The 25,941-nt window shown below is 67.0% G+C and carries 25 protein-coding genes; 12 read left to right on the forward strand and 13 right to left on the reverse strand.

The genetic code is table 11. From position 1 onward, the window contains the following. The first annotated feature begins 54 nt into the window (after positions 1-54). On the forward strand, positions 55-381 hold the full coding sequence (locus tag ACOCMM_RS12750) for a hypothetical protein (RefSeq protein WP_419553516.1): 327 nt from the start codon (positions 55-57) through the stop codon (positions 379-381). 75 nt (positions 382-456) lie between these two features. On the opposite strand, the gene pyk is transcribed toward ACOCMM_RS12750, so the two are convergent. Beyond that, positions 457-1,890 carry a pyruvate kinase gene (pyk, locus tag ACOCMM_RS12755; RefSeq protein WP_419553517.1) on the reverse strand — a complete coding sequence of 478 codons (1,434 nt, stop codon included), beginning with the start codon at positions 1,888-1,890 and terminating at the stop codon, positions 457-459. A 73-nt stretch (positions 1,891-1,963) separates the two neighbouring features. Between pyk and ACOCMM_RS12760 the strand changes: the two genes are divergently transcribed. Beyond that, the gene (locus tag ACOCMM_RS12760; protein WP_419553518.1) at positions 1,964-2,581 is read left to right on the forward strand and encodes a histidine phosphatase family protein; all 618 of its coding nucleotides are present in this window, start codon (positions 1,964-1,966) and stop codon (positions 2,579-2,581) included. A gap of 51 nt (positions 2,582-2,632) precedes the next feature. Here the strand turns inward: ACOCMM_RS12760 and ACOCMM_RS12765 are convergent, their stop codons facing one another. Then, positions 2,633-3,451 carry a SirB1 family protein gene (locus tag ACOCMM_RS12765; protein ID WP_419553519.1) on the reverse strand — a complete coding sequence of 273 codons (819 nt, stop codon included), beginning with the start codon at positions 3,449-3,451 and terminating at the stop codon, positions 2,633-2,635. A 67-nt stretch (positions 3,452-3,518) separates the two neighbouring features. Between ACOCMM_RS12765 and ACOCMM_RS12770 the strand changes: the two genes are divergently transcribed. From ACOCMM_RS12770 to ACOCMM_RS12780, 3 genes are all read left to right on the forward strand, one after another. Further along, positions 3,519-4,346, forward strand: coding sequence for a glycerophosphodiester phosphodiesterase (locus tag ACOCMM_RS12770; protein ID WP_419553520.1), 828 nt, complete (start codon positions 3,519-3,521; stop codon positions 4,344-4,346). Positions 4,347-4,384: 38 nt separating this feature from the next. Continuing rightward, positions 4,385-5,791: an FAD-binding oxidoreductase gene (locus tag ACOCMM_RS12775; protein ID WP_419553521.1), complete on the forward strand. Its 1,407-nt coding sequence runs from the start codon at positions 4,385-4,387 to the stop codon at positions 5,789-5,791. A gap of 66 nt (positions 5,792-5,857) precedes the next feature. Continuing rightward, positions 5,858-7,456, forward strand: coding sequence for a gamma-glutamyltransferase (locus ACOCMM_RS12780; RefSeq protein WP_419553522.1), 1,599 nt, complete (start codon positions 5,858-5,860; stop codon positions 7,454-7,456). Here ACOCMM_RS12780 and ACOCMM_RS12785 read toward each other — a convergent pair. Continuing rightward, complete coding sequence (locus tag ACOCMM_RS12785) at positions 7,450-7,890, reverse strand: hypothetical protein (protein ID WP_419553523.1); 441 nt, start codon at positions 7,888-7,890, stop codon at positions 7,450-7,452. The two genes, ACOCMM_RS12780 and ACOCMM_RS12785, sit on opposite strands and share 7 nt — an antisense overlap. A gap of 232 nt (positions 7,891-8,122) precedes the next feature. Between ACOCMM_RS12785 and ACOCMM_RS12790 the strand changes: the two genes are divergently transcribed. Continuing rightward, positions 8,123-9,538: a D-alanyl-D-alanine carboxypeptidase family protein gene (locus ACOCMM_RS12790; protein ID WP_419553524.1), complete on the forward strand. Its 1,416-nt coding sequence runs from the start codon at positions 8,123-8,125 to the stop codon at positions 9,536-9,538. Positions 9,539-9,559: 21 nt separating this feature from the next. Here ACOCMM_RS12790 and ACOCMM_RS12795 read toward each other — a convergent pair whose 3' ends face one another. Then, a complete protein-coding gene (locus ACOCMM_RS12795) occupies positions 9,560-10,081 on the reverse strand; it encodes a GGDEF domain-containing protein (protein ID WP_419553525.1) in 522 nt (173 codons plus the stop codon). Positions 10,082-10,205: 124 nt separating this feature from the next. Between ACOCMM_RS12795 and ACOCMM_RS12800 the strand changes: the two genes are divergently transcribed. Both ACOCMM_RS12800 and ACOCMM_RS12805 read left to right on the forward strand, forming a co-directional pair. Further along, positions 10,206-11,054 carry a fumarylacetoacetate hydrolase family protein gene (locus ACOCMM_RS12800; RefSeq protein WP_419553526.1) on the forward strand — a complete coding sequence of 283 codons (849 nt, stop codon included), beginning with the start codon at positions 10,206-10,208 and terminating at the stop codon, positions 11,052-11,054. A 9-nt stretch (positions 11,055-11,063) separates the two neighbouring features. Further along, positions 11,064-12,014 carry a DNA-3-methyladenine glycosylase family protein gene (locus tag ACOCMM_RS12805; RefSeq protein WP_419553527.1) on the forward strand — a complete coding sequence of 317 codons (951 nt, stop codon included), beginning with the start codon at positions 11,064-11,066 and terminating at the stop codon, positions 12,012-12,014. A 35-nt stretch (positions 12,015-12,049) separates the two neighbouring features. Here ACOCMM_RS12805 and ACOCMM_RS12810 read toward each other — a convergent pair whose 3' ends face one another. Continuing rightward, positions 12,050-13,825: an acyclic terpene utilization AtuA family protein gene (locus tag ACOCMM_RS12810; RefSeq protein ID WP_419553528.1), complete on the reverse strand. Its 1,776-nt coding sequence runs from the start codon at positions 13,823-13,825 to the stop codon at positions 12,050-12,052. Positions 13,826-13,867: 42 nt separating this feature from the next. Here ACOCMM_RS12810 and ACOCMM_RS12815 point away from each other — a divergent pair, with 42 nt between their 5' ends. Further along, complete coding sequence (locus ACOCMM_RS12815; RefSeq protein ID WP_419553529.1) at positions 13,868-14,557, forward strand: alpha/beta fold hydrolase; 690 nt, start codon at positions 13,868-13,870, stop codon at positions 14,555-14,557. A gap of 5 nt (positions 14,558-14,562) precedes the next feature. Here the strand turns inward: ACOCMM_RS12815 and ACOCMM_RS12820 are convergent, their stop codons facing one another. After that, positions 14,563-14,841, reverse strand: coding sequence for a DUF4031 domain-containing protein (locus ACOCMM_RS12820; RefSeq protein WP_419553530.1), 279 nt, complete (start codon positions 14,839-14,841; stop codon positions 14,563-14,565). Positions 14,842-14,980: 139 nt separating this feature from the next. Here ACOCMM_RS12820 and ACOCMM_RS12825 point away from each other — a divergent pair, with 139 nt between their 5' ends. Further along, the gene (locus ACOCMM_RS12825; protein WP_419553531.1) at positions 14,981-15,664 is read left to right on the forward strand and encodes a M23 family metallopeptidase; all 684 of its coding nucleotides are present in this window, start codon (positions 14,981-14,983) and stop codon (positions 15,662-15,664) included. Between the two features lie 25 nt (positions 15,665-15,689). On the opposite strand, the gene ACOCMM_RS12830 is transcribed toward ACOCMM_RS12825, so the two are convergent. The 6 genes from ACOCMM_RS12830 to ACOCMM_RS12855 are packed head-to-tail and all read right to left on the reverse strand — an operon-like array spanning position 15,690 to position 22,500. Continuing rightward, positions 15,690-16,928 (reverse strand): AI-2E family transporter, encoded by a 1,239-nt coding sequence (locus tag ACOCMM_RS12830; protein WP_419553532.1) that lies wholly within the window; start codon positions 16,926-16,928, stop codon positions 15,690-15,692. Beyond that, positions 16,918-17,739 (reverse strand): inositol monophosphatase family protein, encoded by an 822-nt coding sequence (locus ACOCMM_RS12835; protein ID WP_419553533.1) that lies wholly within the window; start codon positions 17,737-17,739, stop codon positions 16,918-16,920. The genes ACOCMM_RS12830 and ACOCMM_RS12835 overlap by 11 nt, the downstream gene beginning before the upstream one ends. Next, the gene (locus tag ACOCMM_RS12840; protein WP_419553534.1) at positions 17,736-19,367 is read right to left on the reverse strand and encodes a cation:proton antiporter; all 1,632 of its coding nucleotides are present in this window, start codon (positions 19,365-19,367) and stop codon (positions 17,736-17,738) included. The genes ACOCMM_RS12835 and ACOCMM_RS12840 overlap by 4 nt, the downstream gene beginning before the upstream one ends. A 20-nt stretch (positions 19,368-19,387) precedes the next feature. Then, the gene (locus ACOCMM_RS12845) at positions 19,388-20,209 is read right to left on the reverse strand and encodes an enoyl-CoA hydratase (RefSeq protein WP_419553535.1); all 822 of its coding nucleotides are present in this window, start codon (positions 20,207-20,209) and stop codon (positions 19,388-19,390) included. A gap of 38 nt (positions 20,210-20,247) precedes the next feature. Then, positions 20,248-20,724, reverse strand: a complete 477-nt coding sequence (locus ACOCMM_RS12850; protein WP_419553536.1) for a peptidylprolyl isomerase — start codon at positions 20,722-20,724, stop codon at positions 20,248-20,250. A 57-nt stretch (positions 20,725-20,781) separates the two neighbouring features. Next, positions 20,782-22,500, reverse strand: a complete 1,719-nt coding sequence (locus tag ACOCMM_RS12855; protein ID WP_419553537.1) for an N-acyl-D-amino-acid deacylase family protein — start codon at positions 22,498-22,500, stop codon at positions 20,782-20,784. Positions 22,501-22,608: 108 nt separating this feature from the next. Here ACOCMM_RS12855 and ACOCMM_RS12860 point away from each other — a divergent pair, with 108 nt between their 5' ends. Continuing rightward, positions 22,609-23,340 (forward strand): hypothetical protein, encoded by a 732-nt coding sequence (locus ACOCMM_RS12860; RefSeq protein WP_419553538.1) that lies wholly within the window; start codon positions 22,609-22,611, stop codon positions 23,338-23,340. 39 nt (positions 23,341-23,379) lie between these two features. Here the strand turns inward: ACOCMM_RS12860 and ACOCMM_RS12865 are convergent, their stop codons facing one another. Beyond that, positions 23,380-24,744, reverse strand: a complete 1,365-nt coding sequence (locus tag ACOCMM_RS12865) for a M20/M25/M40 family metallo-hydrolase (RefSeq protein ID WP_419553539.1) — start codon at positions 24,742-24,744, stop codon at positions 23,380-23,382. A 49-nt stretch (positions 24,745-24,793) separates the two neighbouring features. Between ACOCMM_RS12865 and ACOCMM_RS12870 the strand changes: the two genes are divergently transcribed. Next, positions 24,794-25,933, forward strand: a complete 1,140-nt coding sequence (locus tag ACOCMM_RS12870) for an acyl-CoA dehydrogenase family protein (protein WP_419553540.1) — start codon at positions 24,794-24,796, stop codon at positions 25,931-25,933. The last annotated feature ends 8 nt before the right edge of the window (positions 25,934-25,941 follow it).

Consider the following 25,941-nt stretch of genomic DNA (forward strand, 5'->3'; position numbering starts at 1 on the left):
TGGGTCGGAAGCGGTCCCCGTGCGCCGTGGGAAGGCTGCGTACTCTCTGTTTGGGTGCTGCCCGAATGGCTCGATGCCGACCGTCTGAGCATCGCGCTCGCCGGCGGCATCGCCTCGCTGGTGGTCGGAGCAATCGTGGCTCTGCGGTTGATTCGGCGGTTTGTGCTGGCCGTGCTCATCTCGGTGGTGCTCGTCGGCGCCGCTGCAGTGCTGGCCGTGCAGTGGTCGGGGTTGCGGGACTGTCAAGAAACCTGCTCGTGCGACGTCTTCGGACGAACGGTGCAGATTCCACAGAATCCGCTGTGCGGGCCGGACCGCATCAAACTGGACCCGATCGATTCGGGCCGTGTCGACCTCGACATCGACCTCGGCTTCGTGTAGCCCGTCGTCGCCGACCTTCTTGTCTTCCGCTCTTGTTCGCTTCGCTCACGGGCCGCTCGGGCCCGGGGCTCAGCCTCAGGGCACGCGCATGGCGCGCAGGTTGTCAGTGGCGTGAGACTCAGGGCTCGTACCCGAGACCACCACCACCATGTCGCCGCTGCGCACCATCCCGGTTCGTACCGCTGCGTGCACAGCTTCGAGCGCCGATTCGGCCGGCGTCAGGCGTTCGCCGAAAACTAGCGGCCGGGTCCCCCATGACAGCGAGAGCTGCATCGCCGTTCGGGGTTCGGGCGTAAGCCCCAGCAGCGGCATCGAAGGGCGGAATCTGGCCATGCTGCGTGCGGTGAAACCCGACCGGCTCAGGCAGATGATCGCCTGGGCGCCCAGCTCGGTCGCGAGTCTCGACGCCGCCTGGGTGATGCCGTCAGTCACGCGCATGTAGTCGGCGGCGCGATCGTCGCGCCGGCGCACCGACAGCAGCCGGTTCCACCAAGCCTCATAGTCAAAGCGCTCGTCGGCTCGCTCGGTGATGCGCGCCATGGTCCGCACGGCGTTCACCGGATCGTGACCGATCGCTGTCTCGCCGCTCAGCATCACCGCAGACGTTCCGTCGAACACCGCGTTGGCGATGTCGGAGGCCTCGGCACGGGTCGGCACAGGCGAGTGCAGCAGCGACTCCAGCATCTGCGTTGCCGTGATGGCCGGTCGGCCGTGCGCGACGCAGGCCTCGATGATCCGCTTCTGCAGATGCGGCAATTCCTCGATGTTGCACTCCGCGCCCAGATCGCCGCGGGCCACCATGACCGCCGAGGACGCCTCGATGATCCCATCGAGGTTCTCCACGGCTGCGTTGGTCTCGATCTTGGCCACCAGCAGCGGGCCGCGCGGGTGCGGTTCGACGCCCAGGCGCCGCATGTCGTAAGCGGAGCGGACGAACGACAGTGCGACCATGTCGGTGCCCAAGTCGACGAACGTGTCGGACAGCATCAGATCGTGCGGGGTCGGCGTGCTCATGCGCAATTTGGACGAGTCGACGTGCAAGCCCGGCCGGCCTTCGAGATGGCCGCCGTGCAGAACGCGGGTCTTGAGAGCGTTGGAAGCACGATCCTCGACCATCAGCACGACGTTGCCGTCGCCGAAGGACAACTGATCGCCTGGGCCCACGTCGGTCAGCAGGCCCTCGTAGTCGACGACCAGCCGGTCAGCAGTGCTGGCGTCGCCTTCGATGCCCAGAGACAGCACGGCGTCCTGGGCGACCTCGCAGCCGCCCTCAGGGAACGGCATGCAGCGGACCTTGGGGCCCGGAAGATCCACCAGGATCCCGATGTACCGTCCGGATTCCTGCGAGACCTTACGCAGCCGCTGGAACGTCGCGACTTGCTCGTCGAGCGTGCCGTGGGCCAAGCTGAGACGCCATACATCGACGCCCGCCTCGATCAGGGCCTGCATGGTCGCCTCGTCGCTGCAGGCTGGTCCGACGCTGGCGATGATCTTGGTCCGTCTTGCCATGTGACACCACGGTACCGCTCCGGCCAAGCCGCCCTGCAACGGGACTCCCCGCGGCCCAATAGGGTCACCCGCCGTGGAACTCGTCTTCGTCCGCCACGGCCAGCCGGAACGTGTCGTGCGCCACGACGGGCGGCCCGCAGATCCGCCGCTGTCGCAAGTCGGCCGGCAGCAGGCTGGCGCCGTCGCTGGGTGGCTGGCGGAGATGGGGATCGATGCCCTGTACAGCAGCCCAATGCTCCGAGCGCTGGAGACTGCCGAGGCCATCGGCGCCGCCACCGGTCTGATGCCGGCGGTACGCGACGGCCTGAGCGAGTTCGACCGCGACTCCCCCGCATATGTCCCGATGGAAGTGCTGAAGGAGACCGACCGTGCGAGGTGGAACGAGCTGGTGAGCGGCTCGTTCGGCGATGCGGAACGGTCGGCCCTCTTCGTAGCGACGGTCAACGGCGCCGTCGACGAGATCGTCGCTGATCATCGCAGCCAGCGTGTGGCCGTGGCCTGCCACGGTGGCGTCGTGAACGCTTACCTTGCCCGCTGCCTCGGCTTGCGCACCGAGACGTTCCTGCGCTTCGACGTCGACTACACGTCGGTGACACGGGTCTTCGCCTCGAGCCGCGGCCATCGCAGCGTGCTCTCGGTCAACGAGCGCACCCACCTTCGAGGCCGCCCCGACCTGGCCATCGGCTTGTAGCCGCCTTTCTTGGCGCTCACGTCAACTCAGCGCGCCGCGCCATCGCTGCCCCTAATTCAGCTGGGCCCAGAGGCGCACTGCCGCGTTGTTGAGGTGTTCGGCATCGCTTCCGCCGAATCGCTGCGCTGCTGCTTCCAGGGTCCGGGCACCCTCGTCGGGCCGTCCCAGCGTTGCCAGCGCTTGGCCCAGCCGCATGAACTCGTCGAGCGGGCACCCGGGCAGCCGCGTCAGGAGTTCCAGCACAGCCACAAGTGACGGCGCATCGGGTTGACGAATATGCAGCGTCCGCAGGTTGTTCAGCATTCGCAGCAAGATCTCCCCCGGCGGTGTCAGCTGGAGGAACGAAGTGTCGAACGGCTGCCGTGGCTCGAAGCGGGTGAAGATCTCCGCGGCACCAGCGTGGTCGATGAAGCGGCCGTCGAACGCGTCGATGAATACCTCCGGATCCGGGGTGCCGACCAGGAAATGGCCTGGCATGCCGACACCGTGCAGCACGACACCGGCGCGGCGGGCCACCTCGATGGTGACCACGGCCAGTGTGATCGGTATCCCGAGCCTCCGCGAGACCACGAGGTCGAGGTAGCTGTTCGCCGGATCTGCGAAGCGGCCCCGATTCGGGCCGAACCCTTCCTCGTCGAAGAGCAGATCGACGACGGCGTCAGGCGTGGGCTCGCGTACCGCGGCGCCGAGACGGTCCAACTCGGCCAATGCCGCAGCTTCGTCGACCCCTTCTGTGCGGCAATGGGCAGCAATGCTCAGCGCGGCCCGGTCGAGCGGCACCGGTTCGCTGGCTGCCCACGTGGCGAAGGCATCTGCCGGCGACACATGATCGCCTGACTGATTCTGGGCCCCAGTCTCGCCGTCAGACATCGGCATGACGGTACCGGCGGCATTGCACTGCCCATGTACCAACAAGCCGAGAAGCGATACTTGCGCTGTGACGTCGCATCATCCGTACCTGGATGAACCGGGTCCGGTGCCTATCGCCCACCGCGGCGGCAGTGCCGTGTGGCCGCAGAACACTATGGCCGCATTCGAGGGCGCAGTCGGGCTCGGGTACCGCTACCTCGAGACCGATGTGCAGGCGACGTCCGACGGAGTGCTCGCGGTCTTTCACGACGATGTGCTCTCGCTGACCTCGGACCGTGACGGACGCATCTCGGAGATGCCCTGGAGCGAGGTGTCACAGGCCCGTGTCGGCGGCGAACCGATCCCCAGACTCGAGGAGCTGCTCGACGCATTCGATGATGTGCGCATCAGCATCGATCCCAAGGCCGATGCCGCTGTCGAACCGCTGATCGAAGCTCTGCGACGGCCCGGCGTGCTGGACCGGGTGTGTGTGGGCTCGTTCTCCGACGCCAGGCTGGCCCGTCTGAACCAAGCCTTCGGTGACGCGGTGTGCTTGAGCTTCAGTCCCCGTGAGATCGCACGCCTCGCGGCGCTCAGCGCAGTAGGCATTCAGACCCGATCCAGGCCGCGGCTCGGGTCGCGGAACCGCCTGCTGGACAGCCGGCCGTTCCGTGGCCGCATCGCTTCGATCCCGCTGCGGCAGGGCCCCATCCCGCTCGCGACCCGCCGCCTAGTCGACTATGCGCACCGGGCCGGACTGACCGTGCACGTGTGGACCATCGACGATCCCGCCGAGATGGACCGCCTGCTCGACATCGGTGTCGACGGCATCATGACCGACGAGCCGAGGGTGCTGCTCGAGGTCATGGCAGAGCGACGAAACCGGCCCGAGAGCGGCGGCGGGACTGGGCCATGAGCGCCGGTTCATGAGGTTCGAGTCATGAGCTTCGGAGCATGAGCACCGTCGCGATCGACCCGGCTGTCGTTGACGAACTCACGGGGATCGTGGGCAGGGCGCACGTCCTGAGCGACCCGGAGATCACCGCGAGTTATTCCATCGACTGGACTCGCCGTTTCGCCGGCTCGACGCCGCTGGTGGTGCGTCCCGCTGACACCGCCGAAACGGCCGCCGCAATGGGAGTCTTGGCAGCTGCCCGCATCGCCGTGGTGCCCCAGGGCGGTAACACCGGACTCGTGGGCGGCAGCGTGCCGCTCGCAGGCGAAGCCGTGCTCTCGATGCGGCGTCTTGACGTCTGCGAGGCAGTGGACGAGCTCGCGTCCCAGGTGACCGTGGGCGCCGGAGTGACCCTGGCCGATGCCCAAATCCATGCGGCAGCGGCCGGACTCAGCGTCGGCGTGGACCTCGCTGCGCGCGAGTCGGCGACGATCGGCGGCATGGTTGCCACCAACGCCGGAGGCATCAACGTGCTGCGTTATGGGGCCATGCGTGCCCAGGTTGTCGGCATCGAAGCAGTGCTCGCCGACGGCACGATCGTGAGCCATCTGGCAGGCCTGGAAAAGGACAACACCGGCTACGACCTCGGAAGCCTGCTGGCGGGCAGTGAGGGCACGTTGGGCGTCATCACGAGAGTGCGGCTGCGATTGCATCCCCTGCAGCCCGAGCGTGCGACCGCCCTGCTGGCCTTCGAGACCGCCCAGGACGCTGTCGCCGCCGCCGCAGCGCTGCGCCGTAGCGTCGGTTCGCTGCACGCGCTGGAAGCCGTTTTCGACTCGGCAATGGCGCTCGTGTCGGCCCACCTAGGCGTGGATCCTCCTGTCGGCAGCCTTTCCAGCGGCAGCAGAAACGCCAGCGGCGCGGCGTGGCTGATCGCCGAGGCCGCGGCGCGCACCGATCCCAGCGACGAGCTCGGCACTGCCGTGGATGAGATCGCCGATCTGCTCATCGATGCGGCCGTGGCGCTCGACCCTCCTGCACGCCAGCGGCTGTGGGCATTCCGCGAGAACGTCACCGAAGCGATCTCGGCGGCCGGCATCCCTCACAAGCTGGACGTGACGCTGCCGGCGGCTCGTCTCGCCGAGTTCGTGGACGGCGTCGCCGACGTCGTCCGGATGGCCGACTCCGACGCTCAGCCGCTGCTGTTCGGCCACCTCGGGGACGGCAACGTACACGTCAACGTGCTCGGCCCCGGCGGGGCTGAACCTGCCGAGGAGGTGGACGATGCAGTGCTGCGCTATGTCGCCGAACTCGGCGGGAGCATCTCGGCCGAGCACGGCATCGGCACCGCCAAGCTCGGACAACTGCACCTCAACCGCACCGAGGCCGAGCTGGCGGCGTTCAGCGCCATCAAGCGAGCGCTCGACCCAGAGGGCCTGCTGAACCCCCATGTACTGCTGCCCTGACAGACCCGCAGCGAAGACCAGTCAGTTCGGACGCATGTGTCGCTGGGTGGGTCTACCGTTCGATCCATGAGCCGCTCCCGACCGCAGGTTCCCTTCGCCACCCGCTACGCCCGCAGCGGCATGGTGTGCAGCGTCGACCACCTCGCGAGCGAAGCCGGAGTATCGCTGCTGCGTGCCGGAGGCTCAGCGGCCGACGCTGCGGTGGCCGCCTCCGCCGTGCTCGCGGTCACCACGCAGCACATGTGCGGCATGGGCGGCGACCTGTGGGCGCTGGTCCACCACACCCACGGCGAGGCGCCGGCAGCGCTCAATGCAAGCGGTCGAGCCGGGAGCGGTGCCGATCCAGATGCGCTTCGGGCGCAGGGGCGCACGCGGATGCGCTTTAGCTCCGACATCCGAAGTGTCCCCATTCCCGGGTGCGTCGACGGGTGGGTCAGCCTGCACGAACGGTTCGGGGAAGCGCCCTTGGGCGATGTGCTGGCTCCTGCCGTCGACCTCGCGAGTGACGGCTTTCCCCTCTCGCCTCATGGCGCGGACGCCGCCACATTGCTCGACGGCGTCGCGAACTCCGAGGACTACCTGCCCCAGAGCCAGCCAGGGGAACTCATCACCCGGCCCGGAGTCGCGAGGGCGCTGAGTGGGATCACCGAAGGCGGCCGGGAGGCCTACTACGAAGGTGACTTCGGTCGGGATCTCATCGAACTGGGCTGTGGCGAGTACACCGCAGCGGACTTGGCCCGCTCGCAAGCCGACTGGGTGACGCCGCTCGGCGCGGATGCCTGGGAGCACAGCATCTGGACCGTGCCGCCCAACTCGCAGGGCTACCTCACGCTCGCGGGCGCGTGGATCGCCTCGGGACTGAACCTCCCCCCTGACCCCGACGATCCGCTGTTCGCCCATCTGCTGGCCGAGGCAGCCAAGCAGGCGGGCTGGGATCGGCCCGCGGTGCTCTCAGACACCGCTGACGGGGCCGCATTGATTGCGCCCGACCGGCTCGCACCGCGCCGTGCAGCGATCTCGCCCGACACTGTGGCGCCACTCGGCGCCGGGACCGGGACCGGCGACACGATGTACCTCGCGGCCGTGGATGCCGACCGCATGGGCGTCTCGCTGATCCAGTCGAATGCGGGGGGCTGGGGTGTGGGGCTGTGGACGCCGACACACCGGATCAGCCTGCACAACCGGGGTATCGGATTCAATCTCACCGAGGGCCATCCCGCCGAGTACCGACCTGGGCGCCGTCCCCCTCACACCCTCGCCCCAGCCGTCGTCCAGCGCGCCGACGGTTCTCTGCGCTCGGTCGTGGGGACGATGGGTGGCGACGCCCAGCCGCAGGTGCTGCTGCAGGTACTGGCCCGCTCGCTGTGTCTCGGTTCCGAACCTGCGGCCTCGATCGGTTCAGGGCGCTGGCGCTGGGGAGCGGCCGCAGGAACAGGCTTCGACACGTGGGCCGAACCCGGCAACCTCGAATTGCGCATCGAGGGGCACGCAGCCTGGGCGAGTGCCAACGGGCTCACCGACTTGCGACAGCGTGGCCACCACGTCGGCACCGACGGCCCTCACGACAACTCCTTCGGGCACGCGCATCTCATCGAGGTGCACGACGGTGTGCTCGCCGGCGCTGCCGACCCTCGGGCGCTCACCGGTTCGGTTGCGGGCTACTGATCTTCCTCTGCTGTGGGCACCGCTTCGCGCGTCCAGCGACCGCATTCGTCGGTCTCGAAGTACTGGCCGTCAGCCAGCTCGACCCTGCGGCCGAAGGCGTCACCGAAGTACGTCGTGACTACCGATCGCAGCGATCCGCTCAGGTCCGAGGTGACGGCGAAATAGCAGGCAGCGCCAGTGCCACGCGTCACGTACCGACCCGGTGCCAGATCAGAGCCCACGAGATACATGCCGTCGCGCCGCACGAATGTCGACGGTGCGGTCGCGTCCGACGTCGCAAGATCAGGAGGCTCATCGGCGGCGGCCCCTGCGACGACAGTCTCGGTGGAAGCCGTCTGGGTGCGTTGCAACCACACCGCCGTCGCCGTGACACCCAGCAGCACGCCAACTCCGAACACCGTCAGCATTCGCAACACACGGTTGCGGTCGTGCACGCCATCCGAGGCTACGCGGCCCTCGCAGCGACAGCGGCACCTGGCCGGGTAGTCAGCCACTGCAACCCCGTTGGGCATCATGTCGGTGAGGCATTGACGACATGGCGATCGCTGCACCACACGGATTGGGGCACTGAGGGATCTCATGGGAATGTCGCGCACGCCAAAGGTCACGAATTCCGTCAACACCAGCGACCGCCCGCGATTCTCCGTCAGACGTCACTGTTGGGTCGTGGCTGGTGTCGCCGCACTCGCTGCGCTGCTCGCGATTTCGCCCACTGCAACTGCCGCCGGCGGGCAGCCATCGCCTGAAGCGCAAGACGGCTCTGCCAACTTGGTACGTGTCGATTTTGCTCAAGCGACGCTCGACATCGGTGTCGCCTACTTCTTCACGCACGACCGGGTCGAGCCGAACCTGAATGGCATCTCGATTTCCGAGGTGCCTCCCAAGCCGACGAGCGACCATCGGTGGGTGTCGCGGCTCGTTGCGCACGCCAGCCGCCGCGATCTCCCGACAGTGGATGCGTTCGAGGGCCACCTCGCCGGGATGCTGGACGACAACGTCCCCTGCATCGTCGGCGGATTCGCACCGGAGGCGCTCTCCTGCCCCGCGGCAACGTCACTCCAGCTGCCCTCACTCGGTCCGGCGCCCTATGGCGCGCTGGAACTCGAGGCATTCGCACGGACCGAGGGAACGCCCATCACTGCGTTCGATCTGCTGACTGCCGCGTTCGAGACCGCCCAATGGCGACCAGCAGGCATCCATCCCAGGACTGCTGCCGCGGCGCGCCTAGCTGCCGCACAGATGCGCCACCGCACGAGCCAATCGACTCGACCCTGCCACGTAACTGCCCTGTGGGTCGCTGCGGCCATCGTTGCCGACGCACCGGACATCCGGTTGGCGACCGCTGGGTTCTGGCTCGACGGCGACACCGTGGTGCATCTGGGGTCTTTGGCCCGGCACGCCGCGCGGCGAGGATGCCTAGCCGCTGCGGCCACTTCGAGGAATGCCCGCGGCGCGCAGCCTGCGAGCCTCGTCTTCTGGGATCCAGCCTCCGCACTGGCGGTCAGCGCACGTGCAGGCAGCGGCATCGCCCGCACGCTCGGCGACATGACGGTGGGAAACCTCCGGCCTCAAGCCTTGCAGCTGTCGCTTCACGGCGGCATCGGTGACGCCAGCTCGGTGGATGAGCCATTCCGGGCGTGCGATGCGGTCACCGAAGTGGCGTCGTCGGACGAGATCGTGTTCGTTCGCGGAATCGAAGTACATACGTGCCTCGCCGGCTCGCTACGTGAGCTGCTCACCGCAGCACGACGCGACGGCATCATCTTGCGCGGATGGGGCTGGCGCTCCACGGCCGTGCAGATCGGCTTGCGCCGGGAACATTGCCCGCTGCCGGCTCGCAGTGCCGCCGACTACTGGTTGCAGCTGTCGCTCTTGCCCTCGTTCTCGTGCAACCCGCCCGTGGCGCGGCCGACAACCTCAGCGCACGAGTTCGGATTGGCCGTGGACTTCACCTGCGCGACGGCGGGCGCCGCCATCACACGCACTAGTCGCTGTTTCAAGTGGCTCGCGGCAAATGCGCATCGTTACGGCTTGTACAACCTGGCGTCAGAGCCGTGGCATTGGTCCACGACGGGCCGCTGAGCGGTGTTCGGGCACCATGGGCTACCGGCGCAGTGATTCGGCCACCTCAAGCCGGGAGGGGCCGAGAGATCGGGCAACGAACAGCGCCGCGTAGGCGCGATCGCGCAGGTCTGCGGCTTCCAGCGCGTGCGTGGGATAACTCGCCACGCCCATCGAGAGCGTGATGCCGGTGTGGTACGAGCGAGCCGCTACCTCGCGTCGAACCCGGTCGGCAGCCCAGACCGCTCCACCGTGAGGAGTGTCATCAAGGACGGCAGCCAGGATCCCCCCGGTGCAGTGGCAGACACTGTCTGACTCACGCAGCGTGCCCCGTACCAAGCGGGCAGCGAGCCGTTGGGCCACCCGGGCCTGCGTGTCGCTGAGCTGTTCGAAGCCGTCCACTTCGAAGAACACCACCGAGAGCGGCTGGAGAGCCCGCCGAGCCAGCGCCAGCTTCCGGTCGAGCAACACGGCGAAGACGCGCACATCTGGGAGTCCCGTGACGGGATCCAGCACAGAGTCGAGTACGCCGGGGGCCGAGCCCCCGGCGCCATGGCGAGCCATGGATCGCCAGAGTGCCACTGTCGAGCGTCTTGCACAATGCCGAGCGCCAGCGCTGCATCCGACAGGCGCCCCGCAACAGTGTCGGCATTGCATCCAACATGCGCCCCCGCGTTAGCGTCGGCGCATGCGAATTGCACGACATCTTGTGGATGGCCAGCCAAGGCTGGCCATCGTGACCGAGGACGGATTGGCGACGCTGCAGACCGAGCACACCGATCTGCCGTCACTGCTCGACGCATCGGGTGGCGATCTGGTGGGAGCGGTGGGAGTACTGGCCACAGGAGGGGTGACGCCGCTCGACGACGCAGATCTCCTGTCCCCGGTAGGGCATCCGCCCGCAATCCTCGCGGTCGGTCTCAACTACAGAGCGCACGCCGCCGAGAGTGGCTGGGAGCCTCCGTCAGTGCCCATCATCTTCAACAAGCACTACAAGTGCATCGTCGGCCCAGGTGACCCCATCCACCTCCCGGCAGCGGCGCCGAACATGGTCGACTACGAGGGCGAGCTCGCTATGGTCATTGGCCGCACCGCACGGGCTGTTTCGGCGGCCGATGCGCCCGATTACATCGCCGGCTACACGATCATGAACGACGTCAGCGTGCGGGACTGGCAGCGCGCGAGCCCGACGATGATGATGGGCAAGTCGTGGGATACCCACGGACCGTGTGGCCCGTGGTTGGTGACCAGCGACTCGATCGACCCTCACTCGTGTCGCCTGGTCACCGAGGTAAGCGGCGAAGTCCGCCAGGACGCCAAGACCGACGATCTCATCTTCGACTGCTACCAAATCGTCGAGCATCTGTCGACGGCATTCACGCTCGACCCGGGCACGATCATCGCCACCGGAACCCCAGCCGGTGTCGGCCTCTTCTTCGATCCGCTGCGCATGCTGAAGCCCGGCGACGAGGTGTCGATCACGATCGAGGGCATCGGCACGTTGACAAACCCCGTGATTGCGGAGCCCATCGCCTAGAACAAGGTTGTGATGCGGTCTGGCGCCAGCACTGCTGCTGCAGGAGCTCTTCGGGCGCCTGACCTCAAGAAGCGCTTCGAGTTCGACTTCGAATTGGACATCGGCAAGGCGCTCGGGCGCGTCGGCGGCAAGGGCGCACTGGGGCCGGTGCTGTACGACGGGCCCGACATCTGGCGCGCGCAGGACACACCTGAAGGCGAAGCCACACTGCGCATCACTCGTTCGGAACGTGCTGTGGACGTGGCCGGGTGGGGTCCGGGAGCCAACGCCGCCTCGTCGGGCGTGCCGGCGCTGCTCGGCGCCCTCGACGACCCTGCAGCGCTCGTTCCTGCGGACAGCATCGTGGCTGGCTGGGTTCGCCGCTGGCCCCTGCGACGGCTCACGGCTACCGGCACGGTCTGGGAACACGTAGTCCCGACGGTCTGCGGCCAAAAGGTGCCCGGGCTCAATGCCCGCAACTCGTGGCAGGGCATCCTGCGCCGCTGGGGGCGGCGCCCTCCCGGGCCGGCCCCTGAGACGCTGCGATTGCCGCCGACTCCAGAACTGGTGGCATCACTCGCGTACCACGAGTTCCATCGCTTTGACATCGAGCGCCGCCGCGCCGAGGCGATTATCGCGTTCGCTCGCAAAGCCAGGGCGCTCGAAAGAGCGACCCAGCTCGCCCCGGATGCGGCCCGAGATCGGTTGCAGACCGTTCGCGGCATCGGTCCGTGGACGGCGTCCATCGTGGTGCTGCTCTGCCATGGCGACCCCGACTCGGTGATCATCGGCGACTACCAGATTCCCAGCTACGTCACCTGGCACATTGCCGGCGAACGGCGCGGCGGCGACGACCGGATGCTGGAGTTGCTCGAGCCCTACAGCGGTCAGCGCGCCCGTGTGCAGGGACTGGCCAAGTCTGCCGGAGCACCCCCACGCCACGGCCCGCGTCTGTCCTTACAGGACCTTCAAGGCCATTAGGCACGGCTGACGGGCCCTGCTACGGCGTCAACGGCCTAAACCAGCAGCGCTTCAGGAATGTCGACGATCTTGGCGCGCAGGTACTCCCCGAGCGCCTTGGCTTGGGGATCCTGCCGGGTCGAGGCGGCCACCCCTTCTTCCAGCAGTCCGTGGAAGATGAAGTTGAGGCTCCAGATGTTGGGCAGGTCGTAGCGATCCACCCGGTGCTCGGCGGCCTCACCCATGAGTTCCGCGAGTCGCTCGACGGTCAGGAAATCCGAGAGCCACCAGTAGGCCTCCGCCGAGCGGGCAAAGATGCCCAAGTTCGCATTTGGCCCCTTGTCGCCGGACCGGGTGCCGTACAGCGTGCCGAGCGGCAGCGGCCGTGTCGGCCCGCCTGGAGGCTCGACGCGCACGACGGGTGCCACCTCGTCACCGGTGAACCGGACATCGGGCGGGGTGCTGTCCACCACGGTTCGGCGGCCGTCCACCACCACCTCCATGGGAACCAACTCCGCGTCGATGAGCGCGGGCCAGTACACCCCGAATGGCTGGCCCGGCCCTGGGCCGCCTCCGGTGCCGAACATCCCGGGAATGGAACACAGACCGATCTCGGTGCCCGCATTCGAGAATGCCCGGCCGACCTTGCGTTCGTCAGGGTCCTTCACGATGATCTTGTAGACGGCGACGGCTTCCTCGTTGGTGCTGGGGTCTGCCTTGTGCGTCGGCAGGAACTTGCGCACCACGGTCTCGTAGTCGTCGGGGCTGTAGGGGCAGGCATGCCAAAACTGCCGCTCGATGAGCCCTGCCTTTTCCTCGATGTCCAGGCCAGTCAGCCCGATCGAGATCTGGTTGCGATAGCCGCCCTGGTAGTTCATCGCCACTTTGAGCGTCGGCGGCGCGGGCTCACCGCGGACGCCGCTGATGCGCACCCGGTCTCGCCCAAGCTGAGCCAGCTCGATCGTGTCGAAACGGCTCACCACATCGGGATTGAGGTACCGTTCGCTCTGGATCTCGTAGAGCAGCTGCGAGGTGATCGTGCCGACGGAGACCTCCCCGCCAGTGCCTGCGTGCTTGCCGATCACACTGGAGCCGTCCGCTGCCACTTCGACCCACGGGAACCCCGGGTAAGTCATGTCGGCGATTTCGGTGAAGAAGCTGTAGTTGCCGCCGGTGGCTTGCCCGCCGCACTCGATGACGTGCCCCGCAACGATGGCACCGGCCAACGCGTCCCAGTCGTCACGAGTCCATCCGTGGTGCCACGCGGCCGGTCCTGCCACCACAGCTGCGTCAGTAGCGCGGCCCGTAACGACGATGTCTGCCCCTTGGTTGAGCGCCTCGACGATGCCCCAGCAGCCGATGTACGCATTCGCGGTCACGATCCGGGACGCCAGTTCGCCGAGTGGCTGACCTGTGTCGAGGTGGGCGAAGTCGTTGCCCGCCTCAATGAGCTCGGCGAGCCGGTGGGTGAGGTCATCGCCATCCACGTAGGCGATTGACGGGTTGAGGCCCAGCCGGTCCGCAACCTCGGCCACTGCGTCGGCGCAGCCCGAGGGATTCAGGCCACCGGCATTGGACACCACCTTGATGCCACGATCCAGGCACGTGCCCATGACCTCCTCCATCTGGGTGACGAAGGTGCGGGCGTAGCCGCTGCCGGGTCGCTTGGCTGCGATGCGCGACAGGATCAGCATGGTCAACTCGGCCAGCCAGTCACCCGTCAGGGCATCGATGGGGCCATCGGAGACCATTTCGCGCGCAGCGGCGAGTCGGTCTCCGAAGAAGCCGCTGCAGTTGGCGATCCGGATGGGCGGTGCGGTGGTGGTGCTCATATGTCCTCGGACGATAAACGCAGTTCTGGCAGACTTCTCGCCATGGCGAACCCCGTGCTCCTGCTCCACGGCTTCACGGGCTCGGTTGCGAGCACCTGGCAGCCGACCGGCATCATGGATCTGCTGCACGAGGGCGGTCGCGAAGTGATCGCGTGGGACCTGCCAGGCCACGGCTCGGCACCCAAACACCACGACCCGGCCGGGTATGCCGACATGGAGGCCAAGCTGGTCGAACGACTCGCCGACGAGGTCGGCGGTCAAGCTGTCGATGGCGTGGGCTTCTCGATGGGATCACGCACGCTGCTCGCCATGGCGGCGATGGCAGCTGAACGCTTCGGCCGCCTTGTCGTCTCGGGAGTCGGCCGGAACCTGTTCTCCCAAGACCTCGAGCAGGCCGAACGCATTGCACGGGGTGTTGCCGGCGAAGCCGAAGCCGATGACGTTCACGCACAGACCTTCGCCCGCTATGCCGCCGAACCCGATCAGGACGGCCAGGCGCTGGCAGCGTTCATGCGCCGCAAGCACGCACCGCTCGGACCCGAACAGTTCGCACGGATCACCCATCCGGTGCGGGTGGTCCTCGGCAGCGAAGACTTCGCTGGACCCGCAGATCCGCTGCTCGGAGCGTTGTCGGACGCCTCATACACCGAGTTGCGTGGCTGCGACCATTTCGCGACGCCGAAGAACTTCGGATTCATCGACGCCGTGATGGAACACCTCGAAGTGTTCTGACGGCGTCAAGCGCTGTCAATGACCCGTCGCGGTCCTCGCTGACGCAGTCCCGCTGCACGCAGGCGTGAAACCAATTCGCGACTGCTCACGGCAACGGCGCCAGCTCGTAACGCCACTTCCCGTTCGGCTTCGTCGACGTCGTAGTGGTCGCCCTGAAATGCGGCGCGACGCTTGCCGATGAGTGCAGCGAACTGATGCAGTTCTTCGTAGCTCTTGTCGGAAACGAGGTGGGCCCATCGCCGGCCTCGCCACGGCCAACGGGCCTCGTCGACGAGGATCGTCATCGGTCTAGCCCTGCTCGCGAACGGTCCGTCGGCATGGGCCACACGGGCGAAATAGGCTTGGTTCTTTCCCGGGGCGCCTGCTGGGGGGAGGCGCAGCGTGAGTCAGCCGCTGCAGCGCGTACGTCGATCGCACATGCCGATGAGACGCGCAGCAGCAGCTGTCGTGCTCGCGTTTGGCGGGTTCGCCCTCGCTGGCGGCCCGGCTGCCCACGCGACGGACGTTCCCGTCGAGGGGCCGCCGGTCAACCTGCACCTGAACGCATGCTTTCCCGAACCAGCTCTCCCGACGCCTCCTTACTTGGGGCCCGCCATCGAAGGCGCACTCATCTACGACGACTGGATCGCCACCATCATCACCGCGACGCAGGGCTGCGAGCCGCTCCGGATCCCGGTCTTCGGCGAATTGCGCATGCCGCTTGCGGACCCGGTCGTGACTTCGGAATTCGGCCGTCGCTACCATCCGGTACGCAGACGCTGGCTGCCCCATACCGGGGTCGATCTCGTCGACCGGGAGCGGCGCTGGCGGGTCTCGGTCCTGGCTGCGGGCATGGGGACCGTCATGGCGGCGGGGAACTACGCCGCGTACGGGCGCACAGTCATCATCGATCACGGAGCGCGGGTCGCGACGGTGTACACGCACCTGAGCGGCATCCACGTACGTGAGGGCGACTACGTGGAAGCTGGCGACAGAGTGGGACGACTTGGTTCGACCGGTGCAGTCACCGGCCCGCACCTGCACTTCGAGATGCGGCTGGGCGGTGCTGCAGTCGATCCATTGGACTACGTGGCGCCTTGGCCGCAGCCGCCCCCGGGACACATCTGAGCGAGTCACGCCCGGCGCGCTCACCTCAGCCGGCGGCGGGCGAGTCGGACCCAGTGGACGCTCCGGCGTTTCCTGCTGTGTTGCCGGCACCGTCAGCCGTTTCCGGACCGTTCGCGCCGGTGGGTTCATCAGCCTCGTCGGACTCGTCCGGCTCATCGTCGTGCGTCTCGAACAACTCTGATTCGATGAGTTCATGTCGCTTGATGTAGGTCGACACGAAGGCCTGGATCGTCGCGGCCGCCGGCACCGCCAGCAGCGCGCCGACCGAGCCCAGCAAAGCAGCGCCCGCCAGGACTGAACCGAAGGCCACCGCAGGATGAATGTTCATCGTGTGGGCGGTGACTCGGGGCGCCAACAGGTAGTTCTCGATCTGCTGGTACGCAAGCACCACGATCGCGACCCACAGAGCGGTGATCGGATCATCGAGCAGCGCGATAAGCAAGGGAAGCAGACCCGCCAAGTAAGTGCCGACGACCGGCACGAACTGCGACAGCACGCCCACCCACATGGCCAGCGGCGCCGGGAACGGCACACCGATGATGGCGAAAGCGCCCCAGTGGAGCAGGAAAGCTGCGACGGCGAGCAGGGTGCGCGAATAGATGTACCCGCCCGTCTTGTCGATGGCAAGCTCCCAGCCACGCAGGACCATCGCCTGTCGCACCGGGTCCAGCGCCGAGCACAGAAGGCGGCGCAGCCGCGGCCCATCGGCCACCAAGTAGAAGGTGAACAGGACGATGGTGAGCAGCTGCACCGCGACGTTCACCAATGCCGAACCGACCGACACGAGGTTGCCGGCCACATCGCCGAGCAGGGATGCAGCGCTTCCGCCTTCAGTGAACTCAGCCGCGAGCTCGTCGGTGTTGATCTGGATGCCGAATTGCTCGTCCGCCCAGTTCTCAATTTGGGACAGGTAGCCGGGAGCGGCGTCGATGAGCGTGGTGATCTGATCGGCCAGCACCGACGCCATCGCTGCGGTGAAGCCGGCAACCGCCAGCACGAACACCAAGAAGACGGCCGCTGTGCCGAACCCCCGGCGCCAGCCTCGACGTGCCAGCCAGTTCACCGCCGGCTCCATCGCAAACGACAGGAACATCGACACGAGCAGGACCACCAACAGGGTTTGCAGCTTCTCGAGCAGCCACGCTGCTGTGGCCAATCCCACGACAGCGGCCATCATCAAGCCGATTGCACGTGGCACCCAGCGCGGCATGCGATCGCGCTCGGGCAGTTGAAGCTCCCTTCGACGCCGGGCATCATTCGCCATGAGCACTCCCGTGGTGGGCCTCCATGGCAGCCACGACGGTTGCGTGCAGCAGCCCGTTGGTGGCGATCCCGTTGCGGTTGCGATACTCGGGCCGACCTTCGACATCGGTGAAGATCCCGCCCGCCTCGGACATGATCACCGGCATCGGCGCCAGATCCCAAGTCTCGCACACCGGGTCAATCATGGCCTCAGCCTGTCCGGTCGCGACCAGGAAGTAGCCGTAGGCGTCGCCCCATGTGCGCATCATCGCGCCCCCGGCGCGCAATGCCTCGAATTGGGAAGGCTCGAAGGTCTCGTAGCTGGAGGTGTTGATCATGGCACCTCGCAGCACCGGGTGATCGCTCACCACGCAGCGATGATCGTCGAGCCAGCAACCAGTGCCGCGGCCAGCGGCAAGCGTCGACCCCATCGCGGGAAGGTCGATCACACCGACCAGCGGGCCGTAGGGGTCCACCAGCGCCACAAGCGTCGCGTACAGCGGAACGCCTCGCACGAAGCCACGGGTTCCGTCGATGGGGTCGACGATCCAGGTCCGCCCATCGGGTCGGATTGCACCGCCTTGCTCCTCGCCGAAGATCGCATCACCGGGGAACTGCTGGGCGATCCGCTCCCGGACGAGACGTTCGGCCGCCTGGTCGGCTTCGGTCACCTCCGTCCCGTCCCGTTTCCAGGAGACTCCGAGGTCGCGCTGGCCGAACCAGCGCAGCGTGAGTGCTCCCGCAGCAGCAGCGATGTCGCGCACCACCCCCACGAGCGACTCGCTGGCGTTGGGAGGATCTCCGCGCGGTGGAGCGTCGGCCCCCTGGCTCATTCGCTTCGCCCCGGGCTCTGCCACGGCAGCCGTCGAGGTCGCGGCGGCTCGTCGGATTCAGGCAGATTCAGCGGAAAGGTCAACACCGGCACAGACATCTGGCGGGCGATCCGCTCGGAAGGCAGGAGCACCAGGCGCGAGGCGCCCGCCGGTGGTCGCGGAGTGAACAGTACGACAAGATCTGCATGATGCTGGCTGCGTGAACGCACCACTGCGCCCGTGAAGCTCTCGTTGCGCAGCGAACGGAATTCGAAGTCGACATCGCTGCTGCCGCATCGCTCCCCGATCTTGGCTGCGTGCGGCTCGTCACGCTCTCCCGGCATCAGCACGACCAGCGACGAACGCCATCGAGCCGCCTGGTCGATCAGCCACTCGGGCAACTCCACCGGTACAGGTGCAGCGACCAAGACGCGGGCTGGCAGCTCGAACTGCTCTGGAACGGACCCGTTCTCGTCTTCTTCGGACGACCAGCCACGCAAGTCGCGGGCAACTAGCAGTGGTCCGACCAGTTCGAACAACACGACGGCGCCCAGCACCACCGTCGCGGCCTCTGCGCCCGGGGCGCCGAGACGCTCGGATGCAATGACTGCCAAGCCCACCGCAACACCCGCCTGAGGTGTCAGGTTGACACCCAGCCGCAGCGACCTGCGCCAGCCGAGGCCGCCCACCAAGCCACCAGTCAAACCGCCGACGATCTTCGCTGCCACGCGCACGACGACGTATGCGATGCCGACAACGCCAACCTTGGGCACATCGGCGAGGTGGATGGAGGCACCCGCGAGAGCGAAGAACAGCAGGTACAGCGGCTGTTCGACGGTCTTGATGGTCCGGAACAACCTCACTGAGAACGACTGCGGCGACACCGTTGCTGCGGTCGCTCCCGCAACCAGTGCCGCCAGCGGCAACGAGATGTCCAGCCAGCCCGCGATGGTCCACCCGATGACGACGTGCACCAGCACAAACAGCAGCAGCTCGCCGGAAGTCTCGATCTGGAATCCGAGCCGCGAGATGAACCAGCCGAGAATGAGGCCCAGCACGGCACCGCCGATACCGAGCTGCACGAAGTTGATGAGAGCGCTGCCGATGTCGGCGGCTTCGTCGGAAAGCAGCAGCGCAATCGGGAGAACTGCGGCAAATGTGGTCGTCGCCAGCGCATCGGACACCGCGTGCGTTCCGACGATGCCGGTGGGATAGCTGCCCCGCGCCCGTACGGAACTCACGATGTGCGCGATGGTCATCGGCGCGCCAGCACCGGCGAGCGCACCGAGCACCAGCGCCACCGAACGGTCTGCTCCGAGCCTGCTTGTCACCCAGTACACCGCTATTGCGCTCAAGGCGAACTGTATGACACCGGTCGTGAGCGTCCACCGCGCAGCCCGCAGCGCACGCACCGACACGCGCTCGCCGATCACGAACATGAGGACCGCCAGCGCCACCTCCGTGACCGGACGCAGCGCGATCAACGACGGCTCGTCGATCAGACGGATAAACGGCGGACCCGAGGGGCCGAGCAGGGCGCCGACGATGAGAAACGCGACCAGCTCAGGCAGATTGTGGCGTGCCAGCAAGCGGCTGGCCAGGTACGCCAGCCACGCCAGGACAGCGAATGCGACCAGCGTGTCGTTCATGGCCGCCTCACGGCGTTCGCCTAGCTGTCGGCGACGACTGGCTCGAAGTTCGGATCGCGCTGCTCGACGAAGCTCTGGACGCCTTCCTTGAAGTCGGTGCGTCGGAGCGATTCGCGCATGAGGGCGTTCGACTCCTCGAGCGCCTCGTTACTTGCCTGGTCAAGCTGGCCCCACACCTGACGCTTGATCTGCGCCATCGACCACGGCGCGCTGTAACGACCGAGATCGCGGGCATAGCTGACAGCCGTTGACAACAGGTCCGCCGCAGGCACCACCTTGCTGACAACGCCCATCTCCTTGGCTTCGGGGGCAAGGAAGACCCGACCGGACATGAGGATGTCCAGCGCATGGGACGGACCGACCACCCGCGGCAGCATCCACGCCACACCGTGCTCGGCAATGAGGCCTCGACGGGCGAACGCACTGGTGAACTTGGCTCCCTCGGCGGCGAAGCGAACATCGCACATCATGGCGTGGACGAAGCCCAGCCCAGCGCATGCTCCATTGATCGCCGCCACAACCGGCTTGGGAATAGTCAGGGCATAGTCGTGACGCTCGGCACGCAAGCGCGGCGCGTCCCCACCGCCGGTGCCTTCTCCTTGGCCGCTGCTGATTCCCTGCAGGCTGTCCATGTCGGCCCCGGCGCAGAAACCTCGGCCTGCGCCCGTGACCACGACTGCGCGCACATCGGAATCGGCTGCCGCCCGGTCCAGAGCGTCGAAGTAGCCGGTGCCTAGCTCACCCGTCCAGGCATTCAGGCGTTCGGGACGGTTCAGCGTGACGATTGCCACGCCGTCGTCAACCTCGTACAGCACTGTGTCATTCGTTTGGTTGCCGCTCATCTGAATCCTCCTCGCAGACGCCGCTGCGACCACGCTACTCACGAGCGAGGCAGTGCCTCCACCGTCACGGTGTCCATCGTGTCGCCCACGGCGATGCCCAGCGCAACGTCCATGCCCTCGGTCACATAGCCGAAGAGGTTGTAGGCGGGCTGCAGCTTGGCGCGGCAGTCGTCGATGCAGATGAAGAACTGGCTGCCGTTCGTGTCAGGACCGGAATTGGCCATTGCCACCGCACCCAGCGTGTAGTCGCCCTTCACCGGTTCGTCGGCGAAGCGGTATCCCGGGCCCCCGCGCCCGGACCCCTCGGGGCAGCCGCCCTGGATGACGAAGTCTGGAACGACGCGATGGAACGTCAGCCCGGTGTAGTAGCCGTCCTGGGCCAGGTTGACGAAGTTGTTCACCGTGGCCGGCGCCAGCTGCGGGTCGAGATCCATGACGATGCGACCCTTGGACGTGTCAAGGGTGACACGCCAGATCGCATCGGTGTTGATGTTCATTGGAGGTGCAGATGCCATGAGGCTGCGACGCTATCCAAGCGCGCCCGGCAAGCCTCGAGGCCCGAGCGCTTGCCGTCAGTCGGTGGAGCGGAGCGTGCGTCCGGCGAGCGCACCGGTGTGCTCGCCGTCGCGCATGAACATCTGGCCGTTCACGAGTGTGGCCTCATAGCCGGCTCCGCGCTGGATGTACCGACCCGCACCGCCCGGGAAGTCGTAGACGTACTGGGGTCCTGACAACGACAGCCGATCGAGGTCGATGATGTTGACGTCGGCGAACCGGCCGGATTCGAGCCGACCCCGGTCGGCCAGCCCGAACAGGTCCGCAGTGTCCGAGGTGATCCGGCGCACTCCTTCGGGAAGGGAAAAGAACCCGTTGTCGCGCACCCAGTGGCTCAGGAAGAACGTGGGCTGGCTGGAGTCCATGATCTGACCGACATGGGCTCCCGCATCCGCGAGACCCATGACGATGGAGGGGTGGCTCAGCAGCCGCTCGATCGCGTCGAAGTCCTGGTTCAGCACCGGCAGGCTCAGCATCACAGTGCCGTCGGAGCGATCCGTCGCATCCAGGAACAACTCCACCGGGGACACCCCTGCGGCGGCAGCCTGAGCGTCGAGCGTGTCATCGGGTCCGATCCGGTAATTCGGATTGACGGCATCGAGCAGGTAGAGGCGGCTCAGGTCCACCAGCGAGTTCGCCATACCGGTGGAGTTCTCGTCCGACGAGTTTGCCTCGGCAACCAGTGCTGCACGCGTGGCGGGGTCACGGATTGCCGCGAGTCGCTCGGCGACGCTGAGGTGGCGCAACGAACGCCAGGTGTCACCGGCGCGGTCCCACGGCGTGCGGTGCGCGATTCCCAAGACGACGCCGATGGCGCGGCAGGTGGTCTGCGGCCGCAGGTTCGCGCCCGCCGCGTTCTGGTCGGCGACGTAGCCGAGCACCAGATCGCTCATCTCGGGTTTGCGGGCGGAGTACACCAGGCCGAAGGTGCACGGCTGACCGCTGCGCCGGGTGATCTCGCCGAGCACCTCGATCTCATGGCGACCGCCGGCAAAGTCCGGGCCGGCGGCCTCGAAGCGGGGAGCTGATTCGAACACGCCCCGGCCGTGGCGGCCCAAGACATCGCCGAACGCGTACAACTCGTTGTCGTCAGCGAACGTACCCGGGATCGGACGACCGTCGGGCGTGCGATGCAGCAACGTGCGCGACGTCGAGAACCCCAGGGCGCCCGAGCCCATCGCCTCGTCCACCAGCTCGCACATCGCGGCGACCTGCGACTGCGAAGCAGGATGCTCTTCGAGGCTGTCAGGGCCCATCGTGTGCCAGCGGACCGCGACGTGACCGACCATGCCGCCCACATTGATGCCCTTTCCGATGCCGTCCAGGAAGGAGAGGTACTCGCCGTAAGAGCGCCAGTCCCAGGGCAAACCCTGCATGATCGACTGCTTCGGGATGTCCTCGACCGACTCCATGACCTCGGCGATGTATTCGATGTCGGAGGTCTTCACCGGAGCGAACGTGACCCCGCAATTGCCCATCACCACCGAGGTAACGCCGTGCCAGCACGAGCTCGAGCCAATGGGGTCCCACGCCAGCTGGGCGTCGAGGTGAGTGTGAATGTCCACGAATCCGGGCGTGACGACCTTGCCGGCAGCATCGATCTCGGTGCGCCCGGAATCGGGCACCTCACCGACCGCTGTGATCCGTTCGCCGTCGATAGCAACGTCGGCAACCTTGGCGTCGGCGCCAGTCCCGTCCACCACCAAGCCGCCGCGAATGACTGTGTCGTGCGACATCGCGCGCTCCCCTTGTCGTACCTGTTCCCGGTCGCTGAGCTTAGGCCCGCCCCTGCCGGCCCGCAGTTGTCTCCGCGCCCCTGTCTTGGCTTCGGTACTCTCGACTAGATGCCGAATCTTCTGCGAAGGGCGACTGCCGTGCACCAACTCGACTCCCGCTTCGGAGGCAACACCGTTCGCTGGCGTGCGCTCGCCGCAGCCCTGGCTGCTGCGCTGCTGGTCAGCGCCTGCGGTTTGCTCAGCGACGACAGCACCGATGCGACCACGACTACTGCAGCTGACGACGGGTCTATGCCCGACACAGGGACCGATACCACCACGGTCATCACCGCCGCGCCGACCACCACCGCTGCTGATGACGACATGGCCGAAGAGGAACCGTCAGGTCCCAGCGTGACCGCCGAGTCGAAGCTCTCGACAGCAGGACTGGGACCCGTACAGTTCGGCCACACCCTCGACGACGCCCGTGAAGCCTCCGGCGCGCTGATGATTGCAGTGCCGGGCGGCAGCGATGCCTGTCGCTACTACACCGTCCAGAACGGTCCCGAGGGTGTCCGGTTCCTCGCCGTCAACTCCGAGATCGTGCGGGTCGACATCGGGTCCGGACCGATCACGACCATCTCGGGCTACGGCATCGGCTCCACCCGGAGCGAGATCGTCGAGGCCTTCGGCGACCGGATCGAAGACGGGCCCGGGCTCTCGGCGATCCAGTACGTGCCGGTCGACGCTCCCGACATCGACAAGCGAGTCGTGTGGGAGGTCAACGAGGAAGGCGTGGTCATCTCACTGCGAGCCGGCCGCCTGCCGCACATCGAGCCCCGGGTGGCCTGCACGGGCTGAGCGCACCTGCGCTCCGGCAACCCGAGCCAGCGGATCGTCTCAACTGGCGACGGCGTCGCCCAGATTCTTGACAACGTCGATCCACAGCTGCGTCGTGAGCGCCAGCGAGTCGATGTCGACGCGCTCGTCGTTGCCATGGAAGCGCAGCATGAAGTCGTTGGAGTTCACACGGTCGCTGAACAAGCCCGCCCCATAGGCCACGGCGCCCTTGTGGCGGAAGAAACGGGCATCGGTTGCACCGACAATCAATGAGGGGATGAGGGGCGCACCCGGATGTGCCTTGGCCATGAGCTCGCCGAGCAACTGCCACATGGGCGTGTTCGTCGGCGAGAAACTTGCTGGATCGTCGTGCAGGTGCTCGATCTCGACTTCGTCGAACAGATCGCCGAGCGCCGCCCGCAGGTGCTCGTCAACCGAGGTGGGATCGCCCGGAGCCGTGCGGATGTCGATCTCCATTTCGACCCGGTCGGGGATGATGTTCGTCTTGTTGCCGCCGGCCACGACGTTGGGGCTGAACGTCGTATGGCTGCATGCATGCAGGTGGCGCGCCAGCCCCGGCGACGACATTCCGGCAACGGCGTCGTAGACACGGGCCGGGTCACCGAGTGCCTCTCGAGTCTCGTCGTCGACGGTCAGTGTCGAAACATGGTGCTGCCACATCTCGGTGAGGCGCGGCGCCGGCCGGTACTCCCCGATGCGGCGGACAATCTCGGCTGCCTTGAGCAGCGCATTGTCGGTGCCGAGAGGCATCGAGCCGTGCCCCGGCGTGCCGCGTACCGTCAGCCGTCGCCATCCCAGGCCCTTCTCGCCTGCCGCGAGCGTGAGCTTGGTCCCCTGAGGCGTGTGGGTGGGCATGCCGCCGAATTCGGTGAGCACGTAGTCGCAGGCGATGGCATCCCAGTGGTGCTCGGCCATCCACTTTGCGCCGTAGGTGCCACCGGCCTCCTCGTCGGCCACCCCGAAGTAGATCAGGTCGCCCTTCGGACGGAAGCCGCTCTCGGCAATGTGGCGGAAGGCCACCGCCATCGATGAGGTGAGATTCAGCATGTCGACGGCTCCACGTCCCCACACTTCGCCGTCCACCAGTTCGCCGCCGAAGGGATCCCGGCTCCAGCCGTCGGGATTGACGGGCACCACGTCGGTGTGTCCCATCAGGCAGAGCTTCGGTGCTGCCGGGTCCGTGCCCTCGATGCGAGCGACCATCGAACGACGCCCCGGCTCCGACTCGAAGCGCTCGACCTGGACACCCGGGCCTTCGAGGTAGGTCTGCAAGAGGTCGCTGTTGCGCACTTCGGAACCGGAAGCGACGGTGCCGTCGTTGACGCAAGCGTTCCGGATCATCTGCTGGAGCAGATCGACCGTCTGGTTCGTCAGTGCGGGGTCAGTGTGGCTCAGGTCACCCATGGGGGCGATGTTAGGACCGCGGTGGCACCTCACGGCTACCGTGACGTCAATGGAGACCGGATCTGAGGAAATGGGGACCGAGACGAGTCTCGACGCCTTCCGCGCTGGGGCCGTGCAGTTCCTGAGCGAGGCCGTTGACGCCGGTGAAGCCTGCCCTGCCTACGGAGCCATCCTCGTGCCAGCACTGCACGAACGCGCACGCCGCTGGCAGAGGTATTGCTATGACGGCGGCTGGGCCGGGCTGCACTGGCCCGCTGCCTGTGGCGGCCGCGGGCTGAGCCGAGACCACACCGGCGTATGGAGGGAGGAATGCGAGCGTGCGGCCGTCGCGCCGTACTTGAATCTGCAAGGAATCGTGCTGGCCGGCGAGGCCATCATGCGCACCGGTACCGACCGCCAACGCGAGCAATTCCTGCGTCCCACCTTGACCGGCGAGATGCTGTGGTGCCAGCTGTTCAGCGAGCCCGGCGCCGGATCTGACCTCGGCGGGCTCGGGACCTCCGCGGTGCCCGACGGCAACCGGTTCGTGCTGAATGGGCAGAAGGTGTGGTCGTCGAATGCGCAATTCGCCGAGTACGGCATCTTGATGGCGCGCACTGAGCCAGATGCCCCCAAGCACCGCGGCATCAGCTTCTTCCTGCTCGACATGAAGTTGCCCGGCGTCGAGGTGCGACCGATCCAGCAGATGACCGGTGACCGCGAATTCTGCGAGGTGTTCTTCGACGACGTCTCGATGCCTGCCGACGCATTGCTCGGCGAACGCGGCGGCGGCTGGGGCGTCGCGATGGCGGTGCTCGAAGACGAGCGGGGCGGTGCGGGCGCCTCGGGTGTCATCAGCCTCCGCAAGCGCCTCTCGAAGATGATCACCGCTGCCGGCGAAACTGGACCACTGGGGAGGCAGTCGCTTGCCGATCTGCTCGCCCGCGGGAGCGCCTTGGCCGCGCTCATGGAACTGCACGGCGCTGATCCGCGCATGGCTCCAGTGGCAAAGCTGGCGAACAGCGAACTCGGCTACGACGAAGTGGAGATAGGTGCCGGCCTGCGTGGTGCCGACGCCATGCTCGCTGGGACCGAGACCGAAGCATTCTTGTACGCGCCGGGGATGCGCATCGCGGGTGGCACCAGCGAGATCCAGCGGAACATCATCGGTGAGCGGGTGCTCGGCCTTCCGCGCGAACCTTCCCCGTAAGGTTTGCG

This window comes from Candidatus Poriferisodalis sp. (assembly GCF_965198245.1).
Taxonomy (GTDB): domain Bacteria; phylum Actinomycetota; class Acidimicrobiia; order Acidimicrobiales; family Poriferisodalaceae; genus Poriferisodalis.